This window comes from Bifidobacterium ramosum (assembly GCF_009299505.1).
Classification (GTDB): Bacteria; Actinomycetota; Actinomycetes; order Actinomycetales; family Bifidobacteriaceae; genus Bifidobacterium; species Bifidobacterium ramosum.
Window position 1 is genome coordinate 15,510 of the sequence record NZ_WBSM01000009.1, and the last position, 20,041, is coordinate 35,550.

General features: G+C 61.5%; 7 protein-coding genes. 3 read left to right on the forward strand and 4 right to left on the reverse strand.

Annotation, left to right across the window (positions count from 1 at the left end; genetic code table 11):
* Window positions 1–223 precede the first annotated feature (223 nt).
* Together DSM100688_RS08505 and DSM100688_RS08510 are read right to left on the reverse strand one after the other, a co-directional pair.
* Window positions 224–4,528 carry an InlB B-repeat-containing protein gene (locus DSM100688_RS08505; RefSeq protein WP_152358676.1) on the reverse strand — a complete coding sequence of 1,435 codons (4,305 nt, stop codon included), beginning with the start codon at window positions 4,526–4,528 and terminating at the stop codon, window positions 224–226.
* Entirely contained in the window at window positions 4,525–11,580 is a 7,056-nt protein-coding gene (locus tag DSM100688_RS08510; protein WP_163146935.1) for a Cna B-type domain-containing protein, read from the reverse strand. Before DSM100688_RS08510 ends, DSM100688_RS08505 begins: the two co-directional genes overlap by 4 nt.
* Window positions 11,581–12,475: 895 nt before the next feature.
* Here DSM100688_RS08510 and DSM100688_RS08515 point away from each other — a divergent pair.
* Window positions 12,476–13,621 (forward strand): ATP-binding protein, encoded by a 1,146-nt coding sequence (locus DSM100688_RS08515; protein WP_152358678.1) that lies wholly within the window; start codon window positions 12,476–12,478, stop codon window positions 13,619–13,621.
* Between the two features lie 212 nt (window positions 13,622–13,833).
* Here the strand turns inward: DSM100688_RS08515 and DSM100688_RS08520 are convergent, their stop codons facing one another.
* Window positions 13,834–15,258 carry a DUF4032 domain-containing protein gene (locus DSM100688_RS08520; protein WP_152358679.1) on the reverse strand — a complete coding sequence of 475 codons (1,425 nt, stop codon included), beginning with the start codon at window positions 15,256–15,258 and terminating at the stop codon, window positions 13,834–13,836.
* Window positions 15,259–15,615: 357 nt separating this feature from the next.
* Window positions 15,616–16,743, reverse strand: coding sequence for an ABC transporter ATP-binding protein (locus tag DSM100688_RS08525; RefSeq protein ID WP_152358680.1), 1,128 nt, complete (start codon window positions 16,741–16,743; stop codon window positions 15,616–15,618).
* Window positions 16,744–17,628: 885 nt separating this feature from the next.
* Between DSM100688_RS08525 and DSM100688_RS08535 the strand changes: the two genes are divergently transcribed.
* Together DSM100688_RS08535 and DSM100688_RS08540 are read left to right on the forward strand one after the other, a co-directional pair.
* Window positions 17,629–18,342, forward strand: a complete 714-nt coding sequence (locus DSM100688_RS08535) for a LytR/AlgR family response regulator transcription factor (protein WP_152358682.1) — start codon at window positions 17,629–17,631, stop codon at window positions 18,340–18,342.
* Window positions 18,342–19,712 (forward strand): sensor histidine kinase, encoded by a 1,371-nt coding sequence (locus DSM100688_RS08540; protein ID WP_152358683.1) that lies wholly within the window; start codon window positions 18,342–18,344, stop codon window positions 19,710–19,712. Before DSM100688_RS08535 ends, DSM100688_RS08540 begins: the two co-directional genes overlap by 1 nt.
* Window positions 19,713–20,041: the final 329 nt, after the last annotated feature.

Below are 20,041 nucleotides of genomic sequence, written 5' to 3' on the forward strand. Positions count from 1 at the left end.
GACTCTTCTCCCCCTAACGGACATACAGCCGATTCGGGTGGGTGAATCGGCTGTATGTCCGTTAGAGGGAAAGGACAGAGAAGTAGGGGAAGGAAAGAAAAGGAAGAGAGGAAAAAGAAGAGAAGGAAGGGGAAGGGTGTCGGAACGCAGGCGGCGCAAAACGAAGCGGCGGCGAACGGGACAACCGTTCGCCGCCGCCTTGTATCGGACGGAACCGACCTCGTTACTTGGTGGTCGTGTTCTTGGCCCAGAGGGCGTAGAGCGTGCCGTTGCGGTCGATCGGGATGAGGCTCTCGTACCGGTTGGTCTCCTTGTTCCACGCGAAGCCGAAGGCGCTGCCGCCGGTGAACGAGCCATCGGCTCCGGCACCCGCGAGGGCGTCGTTGCGCACGGTCGTCCAGCCCTGGAAGGTGTACGTCACACCCTTGTCGTCAGTCCACGAGGCAGGATTCTTCGTCGGCTTGATCAGCTTCTCGCCGTCGTACACCCTCTGCGCGGCGAATGCGCTGTCGGACGAGTCAGCAGCCGTACCGCCGTTGAGGTCGAACTTGATCGTCCACACCGTGCCGGCCTTCTCCCACTTGGCGTAGAGGGTGATGTCGCCGGTCACCGGAGTCTTGCCGAACTCGAACTCCGCAGTCAGCGCCTTGTCGGCGTACCAGCCCATGAACCGGTACTTGTCGCGGCTTGGTTCGGCCGGTTCAACGGCGTCATGGCCGGTCGTACCGGCGTTCGAGTCATCAACCGTTTGCGCGTCGATTCCCGTCGCGCCGTCGTAATTGAGGTCGAACGAGACCGTCCACGTCTTCACCCAGTGCACGTACAGGTCAAGGTTACCCGCCACGGGCTTCGAGAAGTCGTACGGCGTGACGCCGCCCTTGTCGGTGGTCCAGCCGGCGAAGCGGTAGCCGTCGCGCGTCGATTCGCCGCTCGGCTCGGCCACGGCCTTGCCGTCCTCGACGTAGATCGTCACCGGTTCGGCGGTATCGCCAGAGGCGTCGGTGGCGTCGTTGCGATGGAACGTGACCAGATGCACCTTGGTGCCGGCCGTCACCCACTTGGCGTGCAAGGTCAGATCGCCGTTCACGGGAGCGTCGAAGTTGTACGGAGTGTCGGTCGGGTTGCCCTTGCCGTCGTCCGTCACCCAGCCGACGAAGTCCATGCCGGACTTGGTCGGCGCGGCCGGCGCGTCCACGGAATTGCCGTGGTCCACGGTCGCCGGGGCGACCGCGGAGCCGCCTTGGCTGTCGAACGTCACCGTGTACTGGTTGATCGTCCACACCGCGTACAGCGTCAAGTCGCCGTCCAGCTCCTGGCCGAACACGAAGTCGGCGTTCGTGCCGTCCTTCGTGGTGCTCCAGCCGCGGAACGTGTAACCGTCACGCGTCGGTGCAGTCGGTTCGACGGTCTTCTGGCCGTCCTGCACCGTCTGCATGGCGACCGCGGAGCCGCCTTGGCTGTCGAACGTGATCGTATTGGCCTTGGCGTACTGCGCCCACAGCTTGAGCCGCTTGGTCACCGGGGTGCCGTTCACGCCCAGCGTGAAGTTGACGGGACCATTCGTGTTCGTGCTCCATCCGAGGAAGGCGTAGCCGGGTCGCTGCGGCACCTGACGCGGGTCGAGTTCCGCGACCGTGCCGCCGTACGGCACCGCCTGCGGGCTGACGTTCCAGTCGAACATGGTCTTGAACGTCACGCCGGACACGGCCGGACGATGCGTGTAGATCGTCGGGTCTCCACTGATCAGCCAGATCTCGGCGGTACCGTTCTCGACCTGACCGGCGGGAACGGTGATGGCCGATTCGGGAATCAGATGGTCGTTGTTGTCCGGATCCTTGCCGCTCCACGAATCACCGCCCATGCGCAGGATGTATTCAGGACGACGGTTGCCCTTGTCGTTCTGCGTCAGCGTGTACGTGGCGATCATGCCGTAGTCGTCGTGGCTGGTGAACTGCACCGGGGAACCGGTCTGTTCACCCGACCAGGTCCACAGATCCCAACCCTTCCACGAGTCGGAGTCGAGGTCGTATTCCTGGTAATTGGCGTCCGCGCGCATGTAGTGCACGGTGATGGTGAGTTTCTTCGGGTTCTTCACATCGTTCGGCTGGGGCACGGAGGCCGGGTGACGCGCCTCGTTCGACGAGTCGTAGTCCTTGCCGTCGCTGCCGTCCACCCATGCCTCGATGGAACCGCGGACCTTGGATACCACATTGCCGTCCGTCTTGTCGATCACGGAGGCGCTGTACGACTGCATCGTACCATCGACCGGCTTGTCCTTGGTCGCCTTGGAGGCGACGATGCGGTATTGCAGCGTCGTGTGGTCACCATCGATTTCGGCGGTCATACGCTTGCCGTCGGAGTCTTCGGTCTTGTCGAACGGATAGTACGTTTCGTTCAGCCCGTCGCCCCAGACGACCACGCCAGACGCGTTCTGCTGCGCGGCGGTGGCGTCGGCGAAGTGCACGGTGAACGTGGTCTTCGCAGACACGGCGCAGGTGAACGGCACGCCGATCGTCTCGTCGTGGTTGTCGATCGCGGTGATGGCCGTACCCACCGCATTCTCGTACGGGGTTCCGTTGGCCGCATCGGTGCTGGTGCCGGAATGGTAGTCCCAGTTGCCGTTGCCGTCGGTGAACCGATACCGGATGCGCTGTGTGTTGACGCCCTTCGGCAGGGTGATCGCATACCAGCCGTCCGTGGCGCAGCCGTCGACCGATGCCGTCGCCGGATCCATCTTCACCGGTTCGCCGTTGAGCAGCGTGTCGCCGACCGCGTACTGGATGTACACGTTGGACCAGTTTCCGGTGTTCCTGTAGTAGATGGTGCTCGTGGTGTCGCCGATTCGGCCGGTATCGACCTGGTCGTCGTAGCCGGAATCGGTGGTGCTGTAGCCCTTCCAGTCATTCGGTTTCGGCGCGGTCTTGTAGATCGCGACTGCGGAACGCTTGCCGATCGTCACGGTGAGTTTGCCGTCCTTGACGGTCACCTTGTTGCAGGTGTCGCCGGAGCTGTACACGTCGCAGTACTCGCCATCGGGAAGACCGGTGTCATACGTTTCCTTGTGCTCCTTCAGCGTGTTGTTGATGGCCATGAAGCCCACGGCGTTACCGTCGCCGTCGACTCGTGCGAAGCCGATGTTGTTGGTGCCGTTGTTCTGCCAGTTGCCGACCTTGGTGCCGGAAACCGCGTTGTGGAAGCCGATCATGCCGCGCACGGACGCCCAGCGCTGCTCGCACAGCCAGTCGCCCTGCTGACGGTCGGTCACGGAGGCGGCGACCGCCGTGGATGTTCCGCCGCTACTTGCCTTGCATACGGCGTCAAAATCCACGTCCGGCGTTCTCGTGTCGGTGGTGCCGTTCGGGCCGGCATCGGAGTTGTCCGAGGCGAAGTAGTAGTCGGACATGACCTTCGGCTTGCCGTAGTCGTAGGCGAGCATGAACGCGGTCGCGAGCTCGTAGCGCGAGCCGGAGTTGACCGTCAGCGTTTCGGAGCCGCGCGCGGTATCCCAGTTGGAGACGAACACGGTAGCCTTGTCGCTGGGCAGCAGACCGTTGCTGATGTTCTTCAGGTTGCTGATGTCGCCGTTGAAGTACTGGCGCAGCTGATACGAATACGAGAATTCGGTGACGTCGCCGTTGCTGATGTAGTTCTTCGGCGCGAGCTCCTCGGCTTCGCCCTGATGGTAGATGACCTCCTGCTGGAACGGGATGGCGGAAGTCGCCACGCCGATCTTCGTCGCGAGTTTCGCCTTGATGCCCGCAAGATCGTTGGTGCTGATGTGCTTCGCGGAGTCGATGCGGAAGCCGCGCACGCCGAGCTCCCACAGTTTGGCGAGGTATTCGGCCTGGATGTTCTGCACGCGTTCGCTGCCGGTGTTGATGTCCCACATGGTCAACAGGCGGCACTCCTGCACTTCCTTGACGTCCGTGTAGTCCGCGATGTTGTCTCGGCACGCGTGGAAGTCACCGGAGGCGAGACCGTACTGGTGGTTGTTGCCGCTCTCCTCGTACTGGTAGATGCCGATGCCCGGGTAGCGGCCGTAGGTGCCGTTGTACTTGGTGCCGGCCACGCCAAGCTGGTCCTCGACCCACGACACGTCATGTCCGGACGTGTGGTTGAGCACCACGTCGGCGATGATCTGCACGCCGGCGGCGTTGCAGGTCGTGATCATGTTCTTGAGGTCATCCTCGGTGCCGAAGCGCGAGTTGAGCGAGTAGCTGATCGGCTGGTAGACCGTCCACCATTCGGTGCCCTGCACGGATTCCTCGGGCGGCGAGATCTGCACGTAGCCGACGCCTTCGGGGCCGTACGTGGACGTGCATTCCTTCGCGATCGTGTTCCACGACTGCTGGAATGCGATGATCGTCACGTCGCTGTTGTTCAGCGCCTTCGTGGCGGCGGTCGTCTGCGTGGTGGCGGTCTTGTTCGTCTCGTCGGCCGCCGCCGCGACCGAGGTGGCCGCGGCGCCGCTGATCGCCATGGCCACGCCGATCAGCGCGGCCGCCATCTTCCTGACGCGCTCGATCATCGGGCGCCTCCCTTCTTGCCGTGCTTGCCGCGGCGCATGCCGCCGATCATCATGCCGTTGCCGTCACGCAGCTGGCTGGCCAGGAACGCACCGCTGAGCGCGATGAACGCGAGGCCGAACAGCATCGTGCGGGCGAGGCCTTCGCCACCGGTGTTCGGCAGCGTGGGGATGATCGTGTTGGTGATGGTGTAGCCCTTGCCGTCCTGGCTGCCGGTGATGATCGGCGGCTGGTAGCCGTCGACCGACGAGACGGGCTGGTACTTGCCGTTCTCGTCCGGCTCGGTGACTTCACGCACCTCGTAGGTCTTGTACTTGCTGAGGGTGCGCTGGACGCCGTGGGAGTCCTTGTCGTCGGTGGCACCGAAGATGTATGCCCAGCTGTTGGTGTCATCGAGTTTGACCGGGCTGCCGACCGGTTTCAGGCCGGTAAGGTCGGCGTTCGAGAACGCCGAACCGTTGACGGTGACCTGATTGCCCGCGGCTTCGGTGAGCGTCGTGCCCGTGGTGCCGGTCGTACGTTCGTAGATCTGCACCCAGATCGCCTTCGGTCGGACGCCGGTGGCGTTGCCGTGGTCACCCCACGCCTTGCGCACCGGCACACTGGTGGTTTCCGGCGTGTTCGTGTTGGTGAGCTGCAGCACGGTCGTATCAGAGTCGGCCGCATTGGCCTGCATGGTTCCGCCGTTCTCGGTCTGGGTCGCGGTCTCCGTGGCCGTATCGTCGGTCACGGCCGCCGATTTCATGACCTTGACCAACGGCGTGTAGTCGTCCACGGCCTCTTCGGTCACGCTGTAGTTCACCTGCTTGCCCTTGTAGTACTTGGGCAGGTTCTTGAACGTGTACGTCCACACGTTCGGATCGGTATCGGCCGTGGAGGATCCGCTGCCGGCGCCACCGTCCGAACCATCCGCCACGGACGCAGCCGCCTTCGGCGCGGCATTCTTTACGGTCAGCACGGCGCAGCTCACGCCGACGACCTTAGTACCCACACATTCACGATTCTGCGGCACCGGCCAGCCGTTCGAGCCGTCCCAGATGCTCGACAGCAGCCAGATGGTCACGCTATCGGGACGTTTGCCGTTGAAGTTGTCGTTGTCGCTCCACACCTTGTTCACCGTCACGGCCGTGGTAGCCGGCGTGTGGGTATTGGTGATCGTGAACTTCTCGTTGACGCCCTTCTGCTCATCGGCATCGGTCTTCGAGATCTCGGTCGTGCAGACGGGCTTGCCGTCCTTATCCTTGTCGTCGGAGGCGCACTGCCCCTGCAGATCGTAGCCGTTGTACCCCGGCACCGGGTCTTCGACCACACGGAACGTGTATTCCTTGCCATCCTTGTTAACCTTGGGCAGGTTCTCGAGCGTCCACTTCCACTCGCCGTCCGCATTGGGCTTGAGCTTGGTGGTGATCAACAGATCACTGCAGGTCGCTTCGACGGCTTCGCCGTCATCGCCGACCGACGAGCACTTCGCGTCGCCGTATACCTGGATGCCGATGCCGTCGGCCGGGCGCAGACCGTCCTGGTTGTCACCGTCCTTCCAGTCCTTCTCGAGTTCGATGTCGACCGAGCTGGGCTGGTGGATGTTGTAGATCGTGAACTCGGCACCGTTGACGCCCTGGTTCTTGTCGATCGATGAATGGTAGTAGTCCTTGTGGGTCTTGCCGTTCGCATCCTTCTCACTCGTATCGATGATCGTCTCGCTCACGGTGTAGCTGTAGCGGTTGCCTTCGTCGTCGTTGCGCGGCAGACCGGTCCAGTCGTACGCCCAGTTGTTATCGTCGTTCAGCTGGACGCAGTAGCCGTTAGAGCCGGACGTGCACTCGCCCTCCGTGGCGAGCGCCTTACCGTTGCGCTGCAGGATGGCGTAGATCGTCAGACCTTCACGAAGATTCTCGCTGTTTCGGCTGTCCTCCCAGCGCTTGCGCACGGATACTCTCGTGTACTGCTTGAGCGCGTCCTCGACGCGGATCAGGTTGCCGCTTTGCGCCTTGTCGCCCACGATCACCTTGCCTTGGCTCACGGTGAACGCGATCGGGTCGGCGATCAGGTCATAGCCCTTCGGGGCCTTGACCTCCTTGAGCGTGTATGTGCCGTCCGCCAACTGGAACGTCTTCGGGCCGTCCGCGGAGGACGTCCAACGTTCGCTCACGCTGTTCTTCTCGAACGTCGTGCCGGTCAGTTCGAATACCGCGCCTTCCAGCTCGGTGGTGCCGGAGACGGCGACCTTGGAGACGGTCACGTTGGTTTCATCCGGCGCGTCGATCATGACGATCTTGCCGTCATCCTGTGCCACGCCGTCGACGGTCACCGTGCCGTCAAGCGCGACGGTGAACGTGATGTCGGGAGCCGGCTGGTAACCGCTCGGCGACTTCTTTTCGTGCAGCTTGTACGAGCCGGGCACCAGTTTGACCGACTTGGTTGAGCCGTCCGACGTCCACCCGATCGGGTCGATGGACTCGCCGGACAACGTGGTGCCGGTGATCTGCAGTTCCGCGCCGGCGATCTCGCCCACGCCGTTGGTCAGGCTCTGCTTGGACACCTTGACCGTGTGCGTGGTGTACGCATCGGTCATGGTCACGGTGGACTGCTGCTGGCCGTTGACCTTGACGATCAGCTTGTCGGCGTCGTTCTCGTCGCGTTCGACGGTGAAGTTCACCGGATCGGCCTTCTCGTAGCCGGACGGCGCCAGGATCTCGGTGAGCGTGTACTGACCGGGCTCAAGCTTGACCTGATGCGACTTGCCGGCCTCGCTCTTCCACTGGATCGGCTCGATCTTCTCACCGGATTCCGTTTCGACGCCGGTGATGCGCATCACCGCACCGTCGATCTCGTTGCCGCCAAGGTCACGCTTGGAGATATACACCTCCGCGGATTCAGGGCGGTGCGTGTTGGTCACGACGAATCCGTCGGTGGCGTTGCCGTTCACGGTCACGGCGTACCCGTTCGGCACCTTGTCCTCTTTCACCGTGTAGGAGATCGGGGTACCGTCGCGGTAGACCGGCAGATCGGTCCACGTGTGGGACCACTCATTGTCTCCGTTCAGCGTGACCTCATACTGGGTGTCCTCCATCTTCTCGCCGTTGGCGTACAGCTGCACCTTGACCGAATCGGGGCGGATCCCGTCCTGATCGTCGGCATCGTCCCACCTCTTGGTCACGGTGACCTGAGTGGTCTTCGGCGTATAGCTGTTGGTGAATGCGCAGTTCTGCACGCCGTCGCCGTCCGCCTTGCAGTCCGGGCCGCTCTGCGTGTACCCGTCGAAGCCGACAGCGGCGGTGTACTGCTCCTTGACGGAATAGGTCACGTCCTGTCCGCCCTCCTTGACGGGCAGGTCGTCCCATTCCACGGTCAGGTCGGATCCGGTGGCACTTGGACGGATCACCTGGTCCCGATTGGACAGGTGCTGTTCCTTGCCTCCGACCGTCTTGTACAGCTGGAACGTGACCACGCCACGGCCACCGTCCTGGTTGTCGCCGTCGTTCCACACCTTGGTCGCGCGAATCTTCGTGGTGGCGCTGGCATCGGTAACGGTCACGACGTTGTTGCCATTCGCATCGCTCGCGTTCTTGCCGTCCACGATCACCGTGCCGGACTCCGACACGACGATGGTGACCGGCTTGGCCGTCTGGTAACCGTTCGGCGCCTGCGTTTCGGTGAGGGTGTAGGTGCCCGGGGTCAGCTTCTCGAACGTATGCGAGGATTCGTTGTCGTTCGCCGTCCAGTACTGCGGGGCGAATGACGAATCGCCGTCCTTGGTCAGCTCGAACGCGGCTCCAGCGAGCGGCTTGCCGCTTTCGTCCTGCTTGTTGAGCGTGAAGCTCTTCTCGATGCCGCGCTTGTTACTCACCGCCCACAGATAGGTCTGCAGGGTGGTGTGCTTGTCGTCGTCAATAACAACCGAGTACAACTCGCTGCCGTCGATCGTCGCATCTTTGTAGAACTCCCAGTTGTGGTCATTGCCCGGGAACACGATGTACTTCGTTGGCAGGTCTTTATCGACATACCCTTCTGGCGCCTTCGTCTCCGTGATCTTGTAGATGGTATCCGACTTGAGCGCCACGGCCGACGTGTAGCCGTTGGTGCCGGAAGTCAGGCCGGAAGCGATCGTGGTCGGTTTCTTGTCAGACTCCCATGTCTTGCCTTGGGTCATGTCGACGTTGTTCAGTCGTTCCACTGTGAATTCCGCGCCGTTCAGCGGCTTGGTGGTGTCACCGTCGGCATACTTGTAGATCTGCAACGCGTTGCTGCTGAACGAGAAGCCGCCCTGGGCTTCCTGGACTTTGCCCCACTGCGTGGTTTCACTGGAGCCGCCGTTGTTGCCGTATCCCTTCAACACGATCTTGTTGCTGGCGTTGCTGGCGTTGCTGCCCGTATCCCACGTGAAGTCAGTGCCCGGCTTGAGCAGCACGGTCGCCTTGTACGTGATGGTGATCGCGCGGCCGTCCGGCACCTTGAACACGGTGGTGCGCGTGGCCGGATCATACGAATAGGTCGCTCCTAGCACTTCCTGCTTGGTGTTGGCATCCACGATGCTCACGCTGTTCATGAGCAGGGCGAGCGCCGGTCCAAGCGTATCGGTGAGTTCGAGCGTATTGCCCTTGTTCAGGGTCATCGCGCCCGGGTTCACCTGCACCGTGTAGTTGATGTACGGCGCGGTGTTCTTGTCATACGTGCCGACCTTCTTCACCAACGACGCCTTGCCGGCGGTGATCGTGCTGGTATCCGGCAGCTGCAGCGCGCCGTCCACGGAGATCTGCGCGCTGTTGGTGTACTTTATATTGTCCTTCGCCTTGGTCAGATCGGCATACGTGGTGTCGTAGACCAGATACAGGCCATTGCCGGTCTGCGCCTGGGCGAACGCGGCGCTGTTCCTGGCCAGCGTGAACGTCAGCGTGCAGTTGCCGTTGTCGATCACGCTGGCGCCGGCGAACGTGGTGCCCTTGCTGTTCATGGCGCGCAGCGAATCGGAGACGTACACCAGCGCGCAGCTTCCGTCGTCATACTTCGGCAACGTATCGGTGATGGTCACGTCCTTGGTGCCGGACGGGATGTCATGCACCTTGAGCTCCCAGCGGAACAGATTGCGTTCCTGCGGCGTCAGCTTGTTACCATCGGTCTTGTCTCCGGTGTAACGGTTGCCTTTGCTGAGGTTGTCGATCACCGGCTTGTAGTTCGCGTCGGCGTCCTTCTTCACGAAGTTCACGGTGTTGTAGAACTTCGTGCCGTCGGGGGTGCCGACCTTCACCTGGGACGAGTAGAAGATGTACAGCTTGGTGTTTTGGGGGATCGCGTCGTTGAACGTGATCTTGAACGATTTGCGGTCGGCGGCGATCGTCTTCGTGACGTTGCCCGTGTATTTGTTCTTCCTGTCCTTGTCGAGGTAGATCGTGATGTCATCGGCATTGGCACTGACCAGCTGGTAGTCGCCATACGTCTTGCCGTTCTCGTCCTGATCGACGGTGTCGGTGAGCACCTTGCCGGCCGGAAGGTTGTCCTTGGCCGTAAAGGTCGTCATCCACTGCAGCGTCTGCTTTTCGGTGGCAGAGCCGACATACGACTTCGACAGGTTCACGGCGTCTTGGCCGATGGTCACCGAACCCGAACCGGAGGACGTGCCGCTGCCGTCGCCCGGCGTGATTTCCGCGCGGTTGGTGTACTTGTCCTTGTCGCCGCTGCCTTCTTCAGGCACTTTATCGACCTTCGTGGTGTACGTGATGCGGTACTCGGCGTATGGCTTCGTATTGTCGGTCGGAAGGTTCGGCAACGTGGCCTTGCCGCTCTTCAGATCCTCCCACGACACGGTGGTGACGTCGGGATTGCCGTCATACCACCGCGTGTGCATGGACGTGATCGTGATGTCGCCGGTGGGCTCCTGCAGTCCCTGACCCAGAATGTCCTGAACCAGGGTCTTCGTCTTCATCGTGGCACCGGGGTCGGGAACCACGGTGATCGTCCACGTAATGCTTGCCGTGCCGTCCCCGTTGGTGCTGGCGGAGCCCTTCTTCTCGACGGTCCAGCTGTTGTTGATCCATATCGACTGCGACGTCTCCTTCTTCGTGGTGTCGTTGTCGCTGGAATACTTGACCGTGTTCCTCACCAAGGCGGTGTTCTTGTCGGCCTTGATGGCGTCGCTGACCGCCTGCCTGTCGACCTTCACATAGTACTTGACGTGCAGCTGCTCGCCGTCCTTCATATGGTCGATGTTGACGCTGAAGCTGTGCTCGTCCTTCTTGAGCACGCTCCAATCACCGGTGTACGGCTTGCTGAGCTCTTGATCGGTGTAGATCTCGAGCGGCGGGTCGGTCTGCAGGTTGAGCAGATTTCCCATCGTGTCGTCCAGCCGCACGTTATCGTTGGTGCCCGTGGATTTGACGTCCACCACGAAATAGAACACGGACGGATCATCCGTGGACACGGCGCCGTTCTTATAGGCGCTCAGCTGGTGGATCGGCGCGATGTCGACTTCGACCTTGCCGTAGCCGGGGAACTCGAATTCGGTTTTGCCGCCGTCGTTGCCATCTGTGGCCTTAGAGGTGATGGTGCCGTTGGCGGTGACGAACGCCGTTACGTTGCCGCCGCTCTCGCCGGAGGTATCGGCCCTGGTGTACGTGGCGACGATGTGGTTGCCGTTGATGGTAAACGAACCGCATACATTGCCGTCACCGCAGAGCATGTTGATGGGACCTTCGGACTGGAAGGCGATGCCGGCCGGCAGATCGTACGTGAAGGTGTCGCCCTCCCCGATAGTGATGTCCTTGTTGGGAACCTTCCAGTGCAACTGCACCTTGACCGAATCCCCGTAGTTCACGCTCATGCCGGGGGTGTAATCCTTGCCGCCGATGATGACCTTGGTCTCGTCGCCATCCACCCAGCCGCTTTGCGCGCCGCTCAGGTCATAGTTGGCGGCCGCGTTTGCCGCGGGGGCCACGAGGACACAGGCGAGCAGCGTGGCGATGGCGACGAACAGCGCCGTGGCCTTGGTGGCGAGGGTGCGGGTGCCGTGGTTTGCCTCGTCATACACGCGTACGGGCGGCTCCGCGTTGCCAAACGTCACTGCACTGGACGACCGGGAGGCGCTTGCGAACGCGAACGTTCGCATTGCGACTGCTCGCAGCCACCCGACAACCCACCTTGCGAACGTTGTCATAACCGAGCGCATCGGTTGCTGATCTCTCCGGTTGTCCATAACTCTCCTCACGGCGCATTCGTCATTGAGCCGACATCTACAGACCCTTTGTCAACCAATATACCCCCGACACGCGGCCGTTTGCAAACCTTCGCAAAACTTGCTAATTAACGCGCGGTAAATAAGTTGAAATCACCCCAAAGCAAACGTACGCAATCGTAAGCATTCCCGAGCAATCCTGTCATTGCAAAGCGTCACGCATCACTTCGACACACTCCCCCGTACTCCCATCCACTGCATACCTTCGCATCACCATCGCGCTCCCCTCCCCCAACAGCAACCATCCGACCACACCCGCACCTTACAATCACTATTCCTTAACGGACATACAGCCGACCATCCCCACCCCACCTCACAGTCACCAACCCCCAACGGACATACAGCCGATCGGACCAAGCAAATCGACTGTATGTCCGTTAGGGAGAGAGCCGCATACTCACATACGCATACGCCACCAACAAAGACGGACAACCAGCTGATTTCGGTATCCCAATCGGCTGGTTGTCCGTCAGGAACAGAAAACTGCGATCACGCAAATCACAGCAGTAACCCGCACCCCACAGTCACCAACCCCCAACGGACATACAGCCGATTTCGGTACCTGTTTCGGCTGTATGTCCGCTGAGAGAGGAACACAGCGTCTAATGCCAAATCAGACACCTACCCCACCCTTTCTTTAGATATTTTTATATTGTTTTAGATTGTTTTAGATTTTGATACACTACACATAAACACAGGACAGCGAAGCTGCATCGGAGGAGCCATGTCACGCACTAGAACCAACCCTTTCAAACCCAGCGCCGGGCATCTACCGCCGACTCTGATCGGTCGAGACATCATCCTCTCCGATTTCGAAGAAGGACTGGACAACGGTTCCGGGGCACCAGGACGACTCATGCGCGTGACCGGCGCTCGAGGGGTCGGGAAAACGGTTATGCTTACCGAATTCCGCCGCATCGCCGAACAACGCGGCTGGCAGACGCTCAGCGAAACGGCATCCTCCGGCATGACACAGCGGCTCATTGACAGCATGCAGCCGCAGAAGGGCAATTTCAGTCTATCGTTCGAACCATCCGTCAGCGTCATGAACATCGGCGGCAGTCTTGGAGGACTGCACTATGAACGTTCCCGGATGCCTTTGACGCTACGTCAAGCCATGAGCACACGACTCGACGAACTGGAGCGGCATGGCAACGGGTTGCTGATCACCATCGACGAAGCCCAAGCCGCCGACCGCGACGACATGGTATCCATCGCCACCGCAATTCAGCATCTGACGAGCGAAAACCGAAATCTGGCGTTCGTATTCGCCGGACTCCCGTCAATGACCTCACGCTGGCTCAATGACGATGTCATGACCTTCTTGCGTCGGGCACAACCAGAACGCCTCGGAGACGTACCGCTGTCGGAAGTCTCGCAGGCGCTCACCTCCACCTTCCGCGAGACCGGTGTGGAACTCGACGGCGAACCATTACAGATCGCAACCGAGGCGACCGCTGGCTACCCCTTTATGATCCAACTCGTGGGATATCACATCTGGCGAATCGCCATTCGCAACCATAACGTCGACGAATCGTTCACGGTATCCGTTAACGAGGCCGAAGCCGGCGTGCGCGACGCCCTCAGCCGGCTCGGCGATACGGTTCACGGCCCGGAACTCGACGGACTGTCACCGATCGACCGCACATATCTGCTGGCGATGGCACAGGACGACGGACCATCATCGACATCCACGATCGCAGAACGCATGGGCAAGGATGTGAAATACGCGGGCATCTACCGCATGCGGCTGATCGAAGCGCAGGTGATCGAAGACCGCGGATACGGCAAGGTGGATTTCGCAATACCGTATCTCAGGGAATATCTACGCGAACATGCTGCATACATTCGCATGACGACGGAATCGTAACGGCTCTCTTGACGGACATACAGCCGATCGGACCGGGCAAATCGACTGTATGTCCGTTAAGAAAAAGCCACAGCCACACAGGCGGCACACAGCCACGTTCCCCGCCCCAACCCGTCACGGTCACCAACTCCTTAACGGACATACAGCCGATTTCGGTATCCCAATCGGCTGTATGTCCGTTGAAAGAGAGCACCACGGACGAACGCTACGGCTCAGTGGCTCCAAACCGCGGCATCCGGATCATCGTCCGGATTGTAGCCATCGTCGTCATAATCGCCGGAACCCTCGTTGTACGTATACTCGTCGTCCACCACGCCCGAATCGGCCTCGGCATTCAACGCATCCACGTCCTTCTTATCCAGCTTGTACTGCGGCAGCACGTTCTCGATGTAGCTCTTCACGGCCTCGCCCATCGGCACATCATGACCGGCCTTCTCCGCAAGGAACCACCGATGATCCAGCACCTCGTGGAAGAACTGCGCCGGCTCGATCTGCGAACGGTACTCGCGCGGAATCATACGCACCGTCGGCTCGTACACCTCACGCATCCAGTCCGTCGCGACGATCTCCAACTCCTCGCCCTCACGCCACGTCGACGCACGGTACGCATCCAGATCGTTTAGCAGACGACGCGCCTGGTTCTCCTGCACGTCCAAACCGGTCAGACGCAGCAGCTTACGCGACGCATACCCCGCATCGACCACGCGCGGCCGCACCAGCACACGCTTGCCGTCGTCCGCGGTCTTCATCTCCAGCTCGTCCACGTCGAAACCGAGCTCGTTGAGCTTGTTGACGCGCTTCTCGATCTTCCACATCTCGTCCGGGCCGAACTTGTCCGTATCCGTCAACGCGCTCCACAGCGAGTGGTAGCGCTCCGCAAGCCGGTTGCCGACCTCGATCTCGTCCACGTCGCTCGGCAGCAGGCGACCGGAAGCAAGATCCATGAGTTCGCCGATGATGTTCGTGCGCGCAAGATCGATATCGTACTCGCGCTGGCCCTCGGTCAGGTTCACATGCAGATCGCCGGTTTCGGCGTCGACCAGGAACGCGGAGAACGCGTCGGCGTCGCGCAGGAACAGGACGTTCGACAGCGACACATCACCCCAGTAGAAGCCGGCGAGATGCAGGCGGACCATGAGGACGGCCAGCGCGTCGATCAGGCGTTCGGCGGTGTCCGGGCGCAGGTTGCGGGCGAACAGCGCGCGGTACGGCAGCGAGAACTTGAGATGCTTCGTGACGAGGATCGCCTCGAGCGGCTCGCCTTCGCGGTTATGACGGCCCGTGACCACGGCGATCGGCTGGACCGTGGGCAGGTCGAGCTTCTGCAGACGACGCAGCAGCTCATACTCGCGCTCGGCGACCTGACGGGTGATCTCCTTCATCGCGTACACCTCGTCGCCCACGTGCACGAAACGCACGACGTGGCGGGAGATGCCTCGCGGCAGGTTGGCGAGCAGCTCCTGCGGCCACGTGGCGAGCGGCTTCTCCCACGGGAGCGTGAACATCTTCGGGTTCGAGCTGGCAGCGGTGATCTTCAGCGCCTGCGGCTCGTGGGATTCGGCGGACGCATCCTCGGCTTTGACGGATGTGGCCTTGAGGGCGCGCGGGTCCAGTTGGGACAAATCGTTTACTTCCATAAGGTTCTATGGTACTTGCACAGGCGGAACGGCTTGCGGGGTTGGGCAGGGGTGAGCGAGGCCGGTGCCGATGGGTGGCGTGGACGCCGGCTGCAGCAGACGGCGGTCCGGGAGCGCACCAGGCATCGCGTCGCCGTACCGCCCGCGTATCGCGTGGCAGGAAACGCTCGCTGACGCTCCGCTCAGCGAGCGTTTCCTGCCATGCGATCACAGAGACGCACACCGGCAACAAGAAAGGCCCCGCTACTACGCGGGGCCTTTCCAACGAGGCCTAAGAGAGGAAGAGAATGCCTCGTTTAATGGTTGGTGCGGTTATCTCCCGCACCAAGTATCTATCGGGCCAAGATGGCCGATCGACTAGTTCAGACGCAGCTCGGTCGACGGAGCGAACAGGTGCATCTTGGACGGATCGATCTTGATCTTGACGGTGTCGCCGACCTTCGGCAGCGCACGCGGGTTCACACGAATCGTGGTGAGCTTGTTCTGGTCGGACATGACCTGGGAAGCCTCGGCGGCGGAGCCATCGGTGATGATGTTGCCGTAGATGTAGCCGTCGGAGCCCAGATCCTCGACGTTGACGACCTTCAGGGAGAAGGCGTTCGGATCATCCGGGGTGGCCAGGGAGGCATCCTCCGGACGGAAGCCGACGACGATCTTGCCGCCGTCCTCAGCAGTCAGCTTGTTGACGGCCTCGGCCGGCAGATCCACGGTGTCCTCACCGATCTTCGCCTTGCCGTTGACCACCGGGTGGGTGTTCAGGTTCATCGACGGGGAGCCGATGAAGCCGGCGACGAAGACGTTGGCCGGACGATCGTACAGCTCGGTCGGAGCGCCGACCTGCTGCAGGATGCCGAGCTTGATGACGGCGATGCGGTCGCCCATCGTCAGAGCCTCGGTCTGATCGTGGGTCACGTACAGGGTGGTGACGCCCAGCTGACGCTGCAGAGCGGCGATCTGGGTACGGGTCTGGACACGGAGCTTCGCGTCGAGGTTGGACAGCGGCTCATCCATGAGGAAGACCTTCGGCTCACGGACGATTGCACGGCCCATGGCGACACGCTGACGCTGACCACCGGACAGAGCCTTCGGCTTGCGGTCGAGGTACTCGGTCAGGTCGAGGATCTCAGCGGCCTTCTCGACGCGCTTGCGGATCTCTTCCTTCGGGGTGCCGGCGATCTTCAGGGCGAAGCCCATGTTGTCGGCCACGGTCATGTGCGGGTACAGAGCGTAGTTCTGGAACACCATGGCGATGTCGCGGTCCTTCGGCTGCATGGTGGTGACGTCCTTGCCACCGATGAGGATGCGGCCCTTGTTGACCTCTTCCAGACCAGCGAGCATGCGCAGGGTGGTGGACTTACCGCAGCCAGACGGGCCAACCAGCACCAGGAACTCGCCGTCCTTGATATCCAGATTCAGATCATCCACGGAGGGCTTGTCGTTGCCCGGGTAGATACGAGTGACGTGGTCGAAAACGACTTCAGCCATGATAGTTCATCCTTTCAGAGACAGGTACGTGTCTCACGATCCGTTGTAAAGGGATTTTTGGTTGTATTCTGTGCTTCGGTTCATGACTTCCCACATTGGCTAAGTCCCAAACCTCGGCGTTCAGTTATCTTCGGTTCTTTGAAGACCTCTTCGCTGAGCCACGTTCTACTATACACGCCGTCTCGGTCGCGTCAACGGCGTGTTTTGGGCGATCCGTTGATCTTAACGATGAGATTGCTGGAATATGTTTGCGCTCACAAAGACACGCCGATCAGGTGGTCGCGGCGACGTTCCCTTTCTCTCTTCTTCCCTTCCTCTTTCTCTTCCTCCTTCCCCGTCCTTCCCCCTCATCAACGGTCCTCCCTTCAACGGACATACAGCCGATTCCCCTGCCCGAATCGGCTGTATGTCCGTTGAGGAGAAAGGAGCCTACGAGGGGAGAAGAACGTCAACGAGAAGGCCGGTGCGGAACGCACTACGGGAGCGACGCAGCGTCACGAGAACGACGCAGCATCACGGGGACAACGCAGCATTATGAGGACAGCGCGGGAAAGAGGGGATCGGTACGTCTCGCGCAGACTCTTCCAGCGCATGTTCGTCTTGTTTCTAACGGACATACAGCCGATTTAGGTGGCCGAATCGGCTGTATGTCCGTTGAGGGGGGAAGCCGACTGAGGGCAAGAACAGTCGCAAGGAAAAGGAGGAAGAGGAGGAAGAGGAGGAAGAGGAAAAGAGGGGAAAAGTAGGGAGAGTGGAGAAAACGGGAGGATGGATAAGGCAAGGAAGAGGGGAACGGGGGGCACTCCACGTGAGCTCGCCCGGCGCCCCTCCGACGCGTCGGCTAGAATCGGGAAGGATCGGACACGGGGACGCGGGAGGTCAGTCATGCGCGAAATCCGAATCGGCGTGGTCGAAGACGACCCGTCCGCATGCCAACGCGTACTCGACTACCTCAACCAATACCAATCGGAAACCGGCGAACGATTCGTCGTCTCCGTCTTCGACGACGGCGCACAAATCGCCGAACAATACGCTCCCGTCTATGACATCCTCCTCCTCGACATCGAAATGCGGCACATGGACGGCATGGAAGCCGCCCGCCGCATCCGCGAGCGCGACGACTCCGTCATCATCGTGTTCATCACCGCCGCACCGCAGTACGCGATCACCGGATACCAGGTCGGCGCACTGTCGTACATGCTCAAACCGGTACCATACTTCGCCTTCAAACAGGAGATCAAACGATCGATCGACACGGTCCGCCGCCGCGCGGACGACGCGATCCTCATCGACGTCGGCGGTCGGCAGCAGCGGCTGGAACTCGCCGACGTCGTCTACCTCGAATCGATCCGCCACACGATCATCATCCACCTGCTCGGCGGCAGCATGTCCGTCTCCGGCACGCTCAAGGACTTCGAGACACGGCTCACCGGTCACGACTTCTTCCGGTCGAACTCGTGCTACCTGGTGAACCTGCGACACGTGACCGGCGTGGCGGATCAGGACTGCATCATGTCGAACGGCGAGCGTTTGCGCGTGAGCCGGCCGCGCAAAAAGGCGTTCCTGACAGCGCTCACCGACTATATGGGTGGCGCGTGATGGGCGGGCTCGACGGGACGATCACCAACGCTTTGCCCGATATTCCGCGACTGTACTCGGCGATCAGCGAGTGGCTGGCCTGCGTGATGTACCTCGCCGTCATCTACCGCCGCGCGCCGCTACGGCGAACGATGGCAACCGGCGCAGCAGGACTGGCCGTGCTGATCGCCATCCAGTACGCCGCCGGTGCGCTGCCGCTGTGGCTGTGGCTGTTCGGCATGCTGCTCGCGTTCGGCAGCATGTATGCGATCATCCGAATCGGCGCGGGAACCGGGCGGCGCGAGGGACTCTATATAACAGCGCGCGCGTTCGTGCTCGCCGAACTCGTCGCCTCGCTGTACTGGCAGCTGACAACGTTCGTCGGCTCGCACCTCGGAGGCCTCGGGAACGAGGGAGACAGCACCGGCGGCGCGGCATTCGCATGGCCGTCATGGCAATCCTGGCTGATCCTGATCATCACCTACACGCTGTGCATCGGCGCGGCATGGCTCGTCGAACGTGGCAACTTCAGCAACACCGAACCGACCGCAACCACACGGCAACTGCTGATCGGTACCATCGGCATCACCATCGCGACATTCGCCATGAGCAACCTCAGCTTCGTCTCCACCAACACGCCATTCTCCGGAACGGTCGGGCAGGAGATCTTCTACATCCGCACACTGGTGGATTTCTGCGGATTCGCGATCCTCTACGCACAGCAGGAGCAGGCGCGACGCATGGAGGCGAGCGCGGAACTCGCGTCGATCAACGCGCAGCTCGAAAGCCAGCATCAGGAATACCTGGCATCCAAGGAGAACCTCGAGTCGATCGGGCGACTTGCGCACGATCTCAAACATCAGATCGCAGCATTGCGCGCCGAAGTCGACCCCGAACACGCGGCGGCCGGATTCGAGCAGCTCGAACAGTCGGTGGCCGAATACAGCGCGCAGCAACATTCCGGCAACCCGGTGCTTGACGTCATCCTCACCACGAAAACACGCGTCTGCGCCGAGCGCGGCATCACGTTCACCGCCGTAGCCGATGGGGCGCTGCTGGCCGGCATGTCGTCAATGGACATTGCGTCGCTGTTCGGCAATGCGATCGACAACGCGATCGAGGCGGCGGCGAAACTGCCCAACCCGCAGCAGCGGCTCATCCGGCTCGCACTGTATGGGCAAGGGCGGTTCACGGTGATCCGCGTGGAGAACTACTACGAATCCGCGTTGGACACCGATGCCGCGGGGAACCTACGTACCACCAAGCGGGATGCGGCGCGGCACGGGTTCGGAGTGAAATCGATTCGGCACATCGCGGCGCAATATGGCGGCGAGGTGACGATCCGCACGGAGGACCATTGGTTTGTGCTCACGGTGCTGCTGCCGCGGTGAGCGGGGGCGGGGGGGGAGCGGGCCGCGACGGGCGGGCGGACTGACGTAGCACACACCGAGCGGGGACGCTGTGTCACCTCGCGTTTCGCAACAGGCCACGCACTGCCACGCCCCGCAAAATCAGCCTCTCAATCGTCAAATCACCTCCGCCACTTCGCGCCAAACCGCCTCCGCCATGCGTCACCCTGCCTCCGCCACTCGCCAAACCGCCTCACCCGCATGGCAGAAAACGCTCGCTCACGCGTCCCTCAGCGAGCGAAAACCGCCAGTCCCGATGGGGCGAGGCATGCAAGATGGGCACAACGCGCGCAGCGGATCGGCGGGCGGAG

Coding starts and splice junctions, on each gene's coding strand:
- DSM100688_RS08505 (WP_152358676.1), bottom strand. CDS start 4,528: ATGATCGAGCGCGTCAGGAAGATGGCGGCCGCGCTGATCGGCGTGGCC.
- DSM100688_RS08515 (WP_152358678.1), top strand. CDS start 12,476: ATGTCACGCACTAGAACCAACCCTTTCAAACCCAGCGCCGGGCATCTA.
- DSM100688_RS08520 (WP_152358679.1), bottom strand. CDS start 15,258: ATGGAAGTAAACGATTTGTCCCAACTGGACCCGCGCGCCCTCAAGGCC.
- DSM100688_RS08525 (WP_152358680.1), bottom strand. CDS start 16,743: ATGGCTGAAGTCGTTTTCGACCACGTCACTCGTATCTACCCGGGCAAC.
- DSM100688_RS08535 (WP_152358682.1), top strand. CDS start 17,629: ATGCGCGAAATCCGAATCGGCGTGGTCGAAGACGACCCGTCCGCATGC.
- DSM100688_RS08540 (WP_152358683.1), top strand. CDS start 18,342: ATGGGCGGGCTCGACGGGACGATCACCAACGCTTTGCCCGATATTCCG.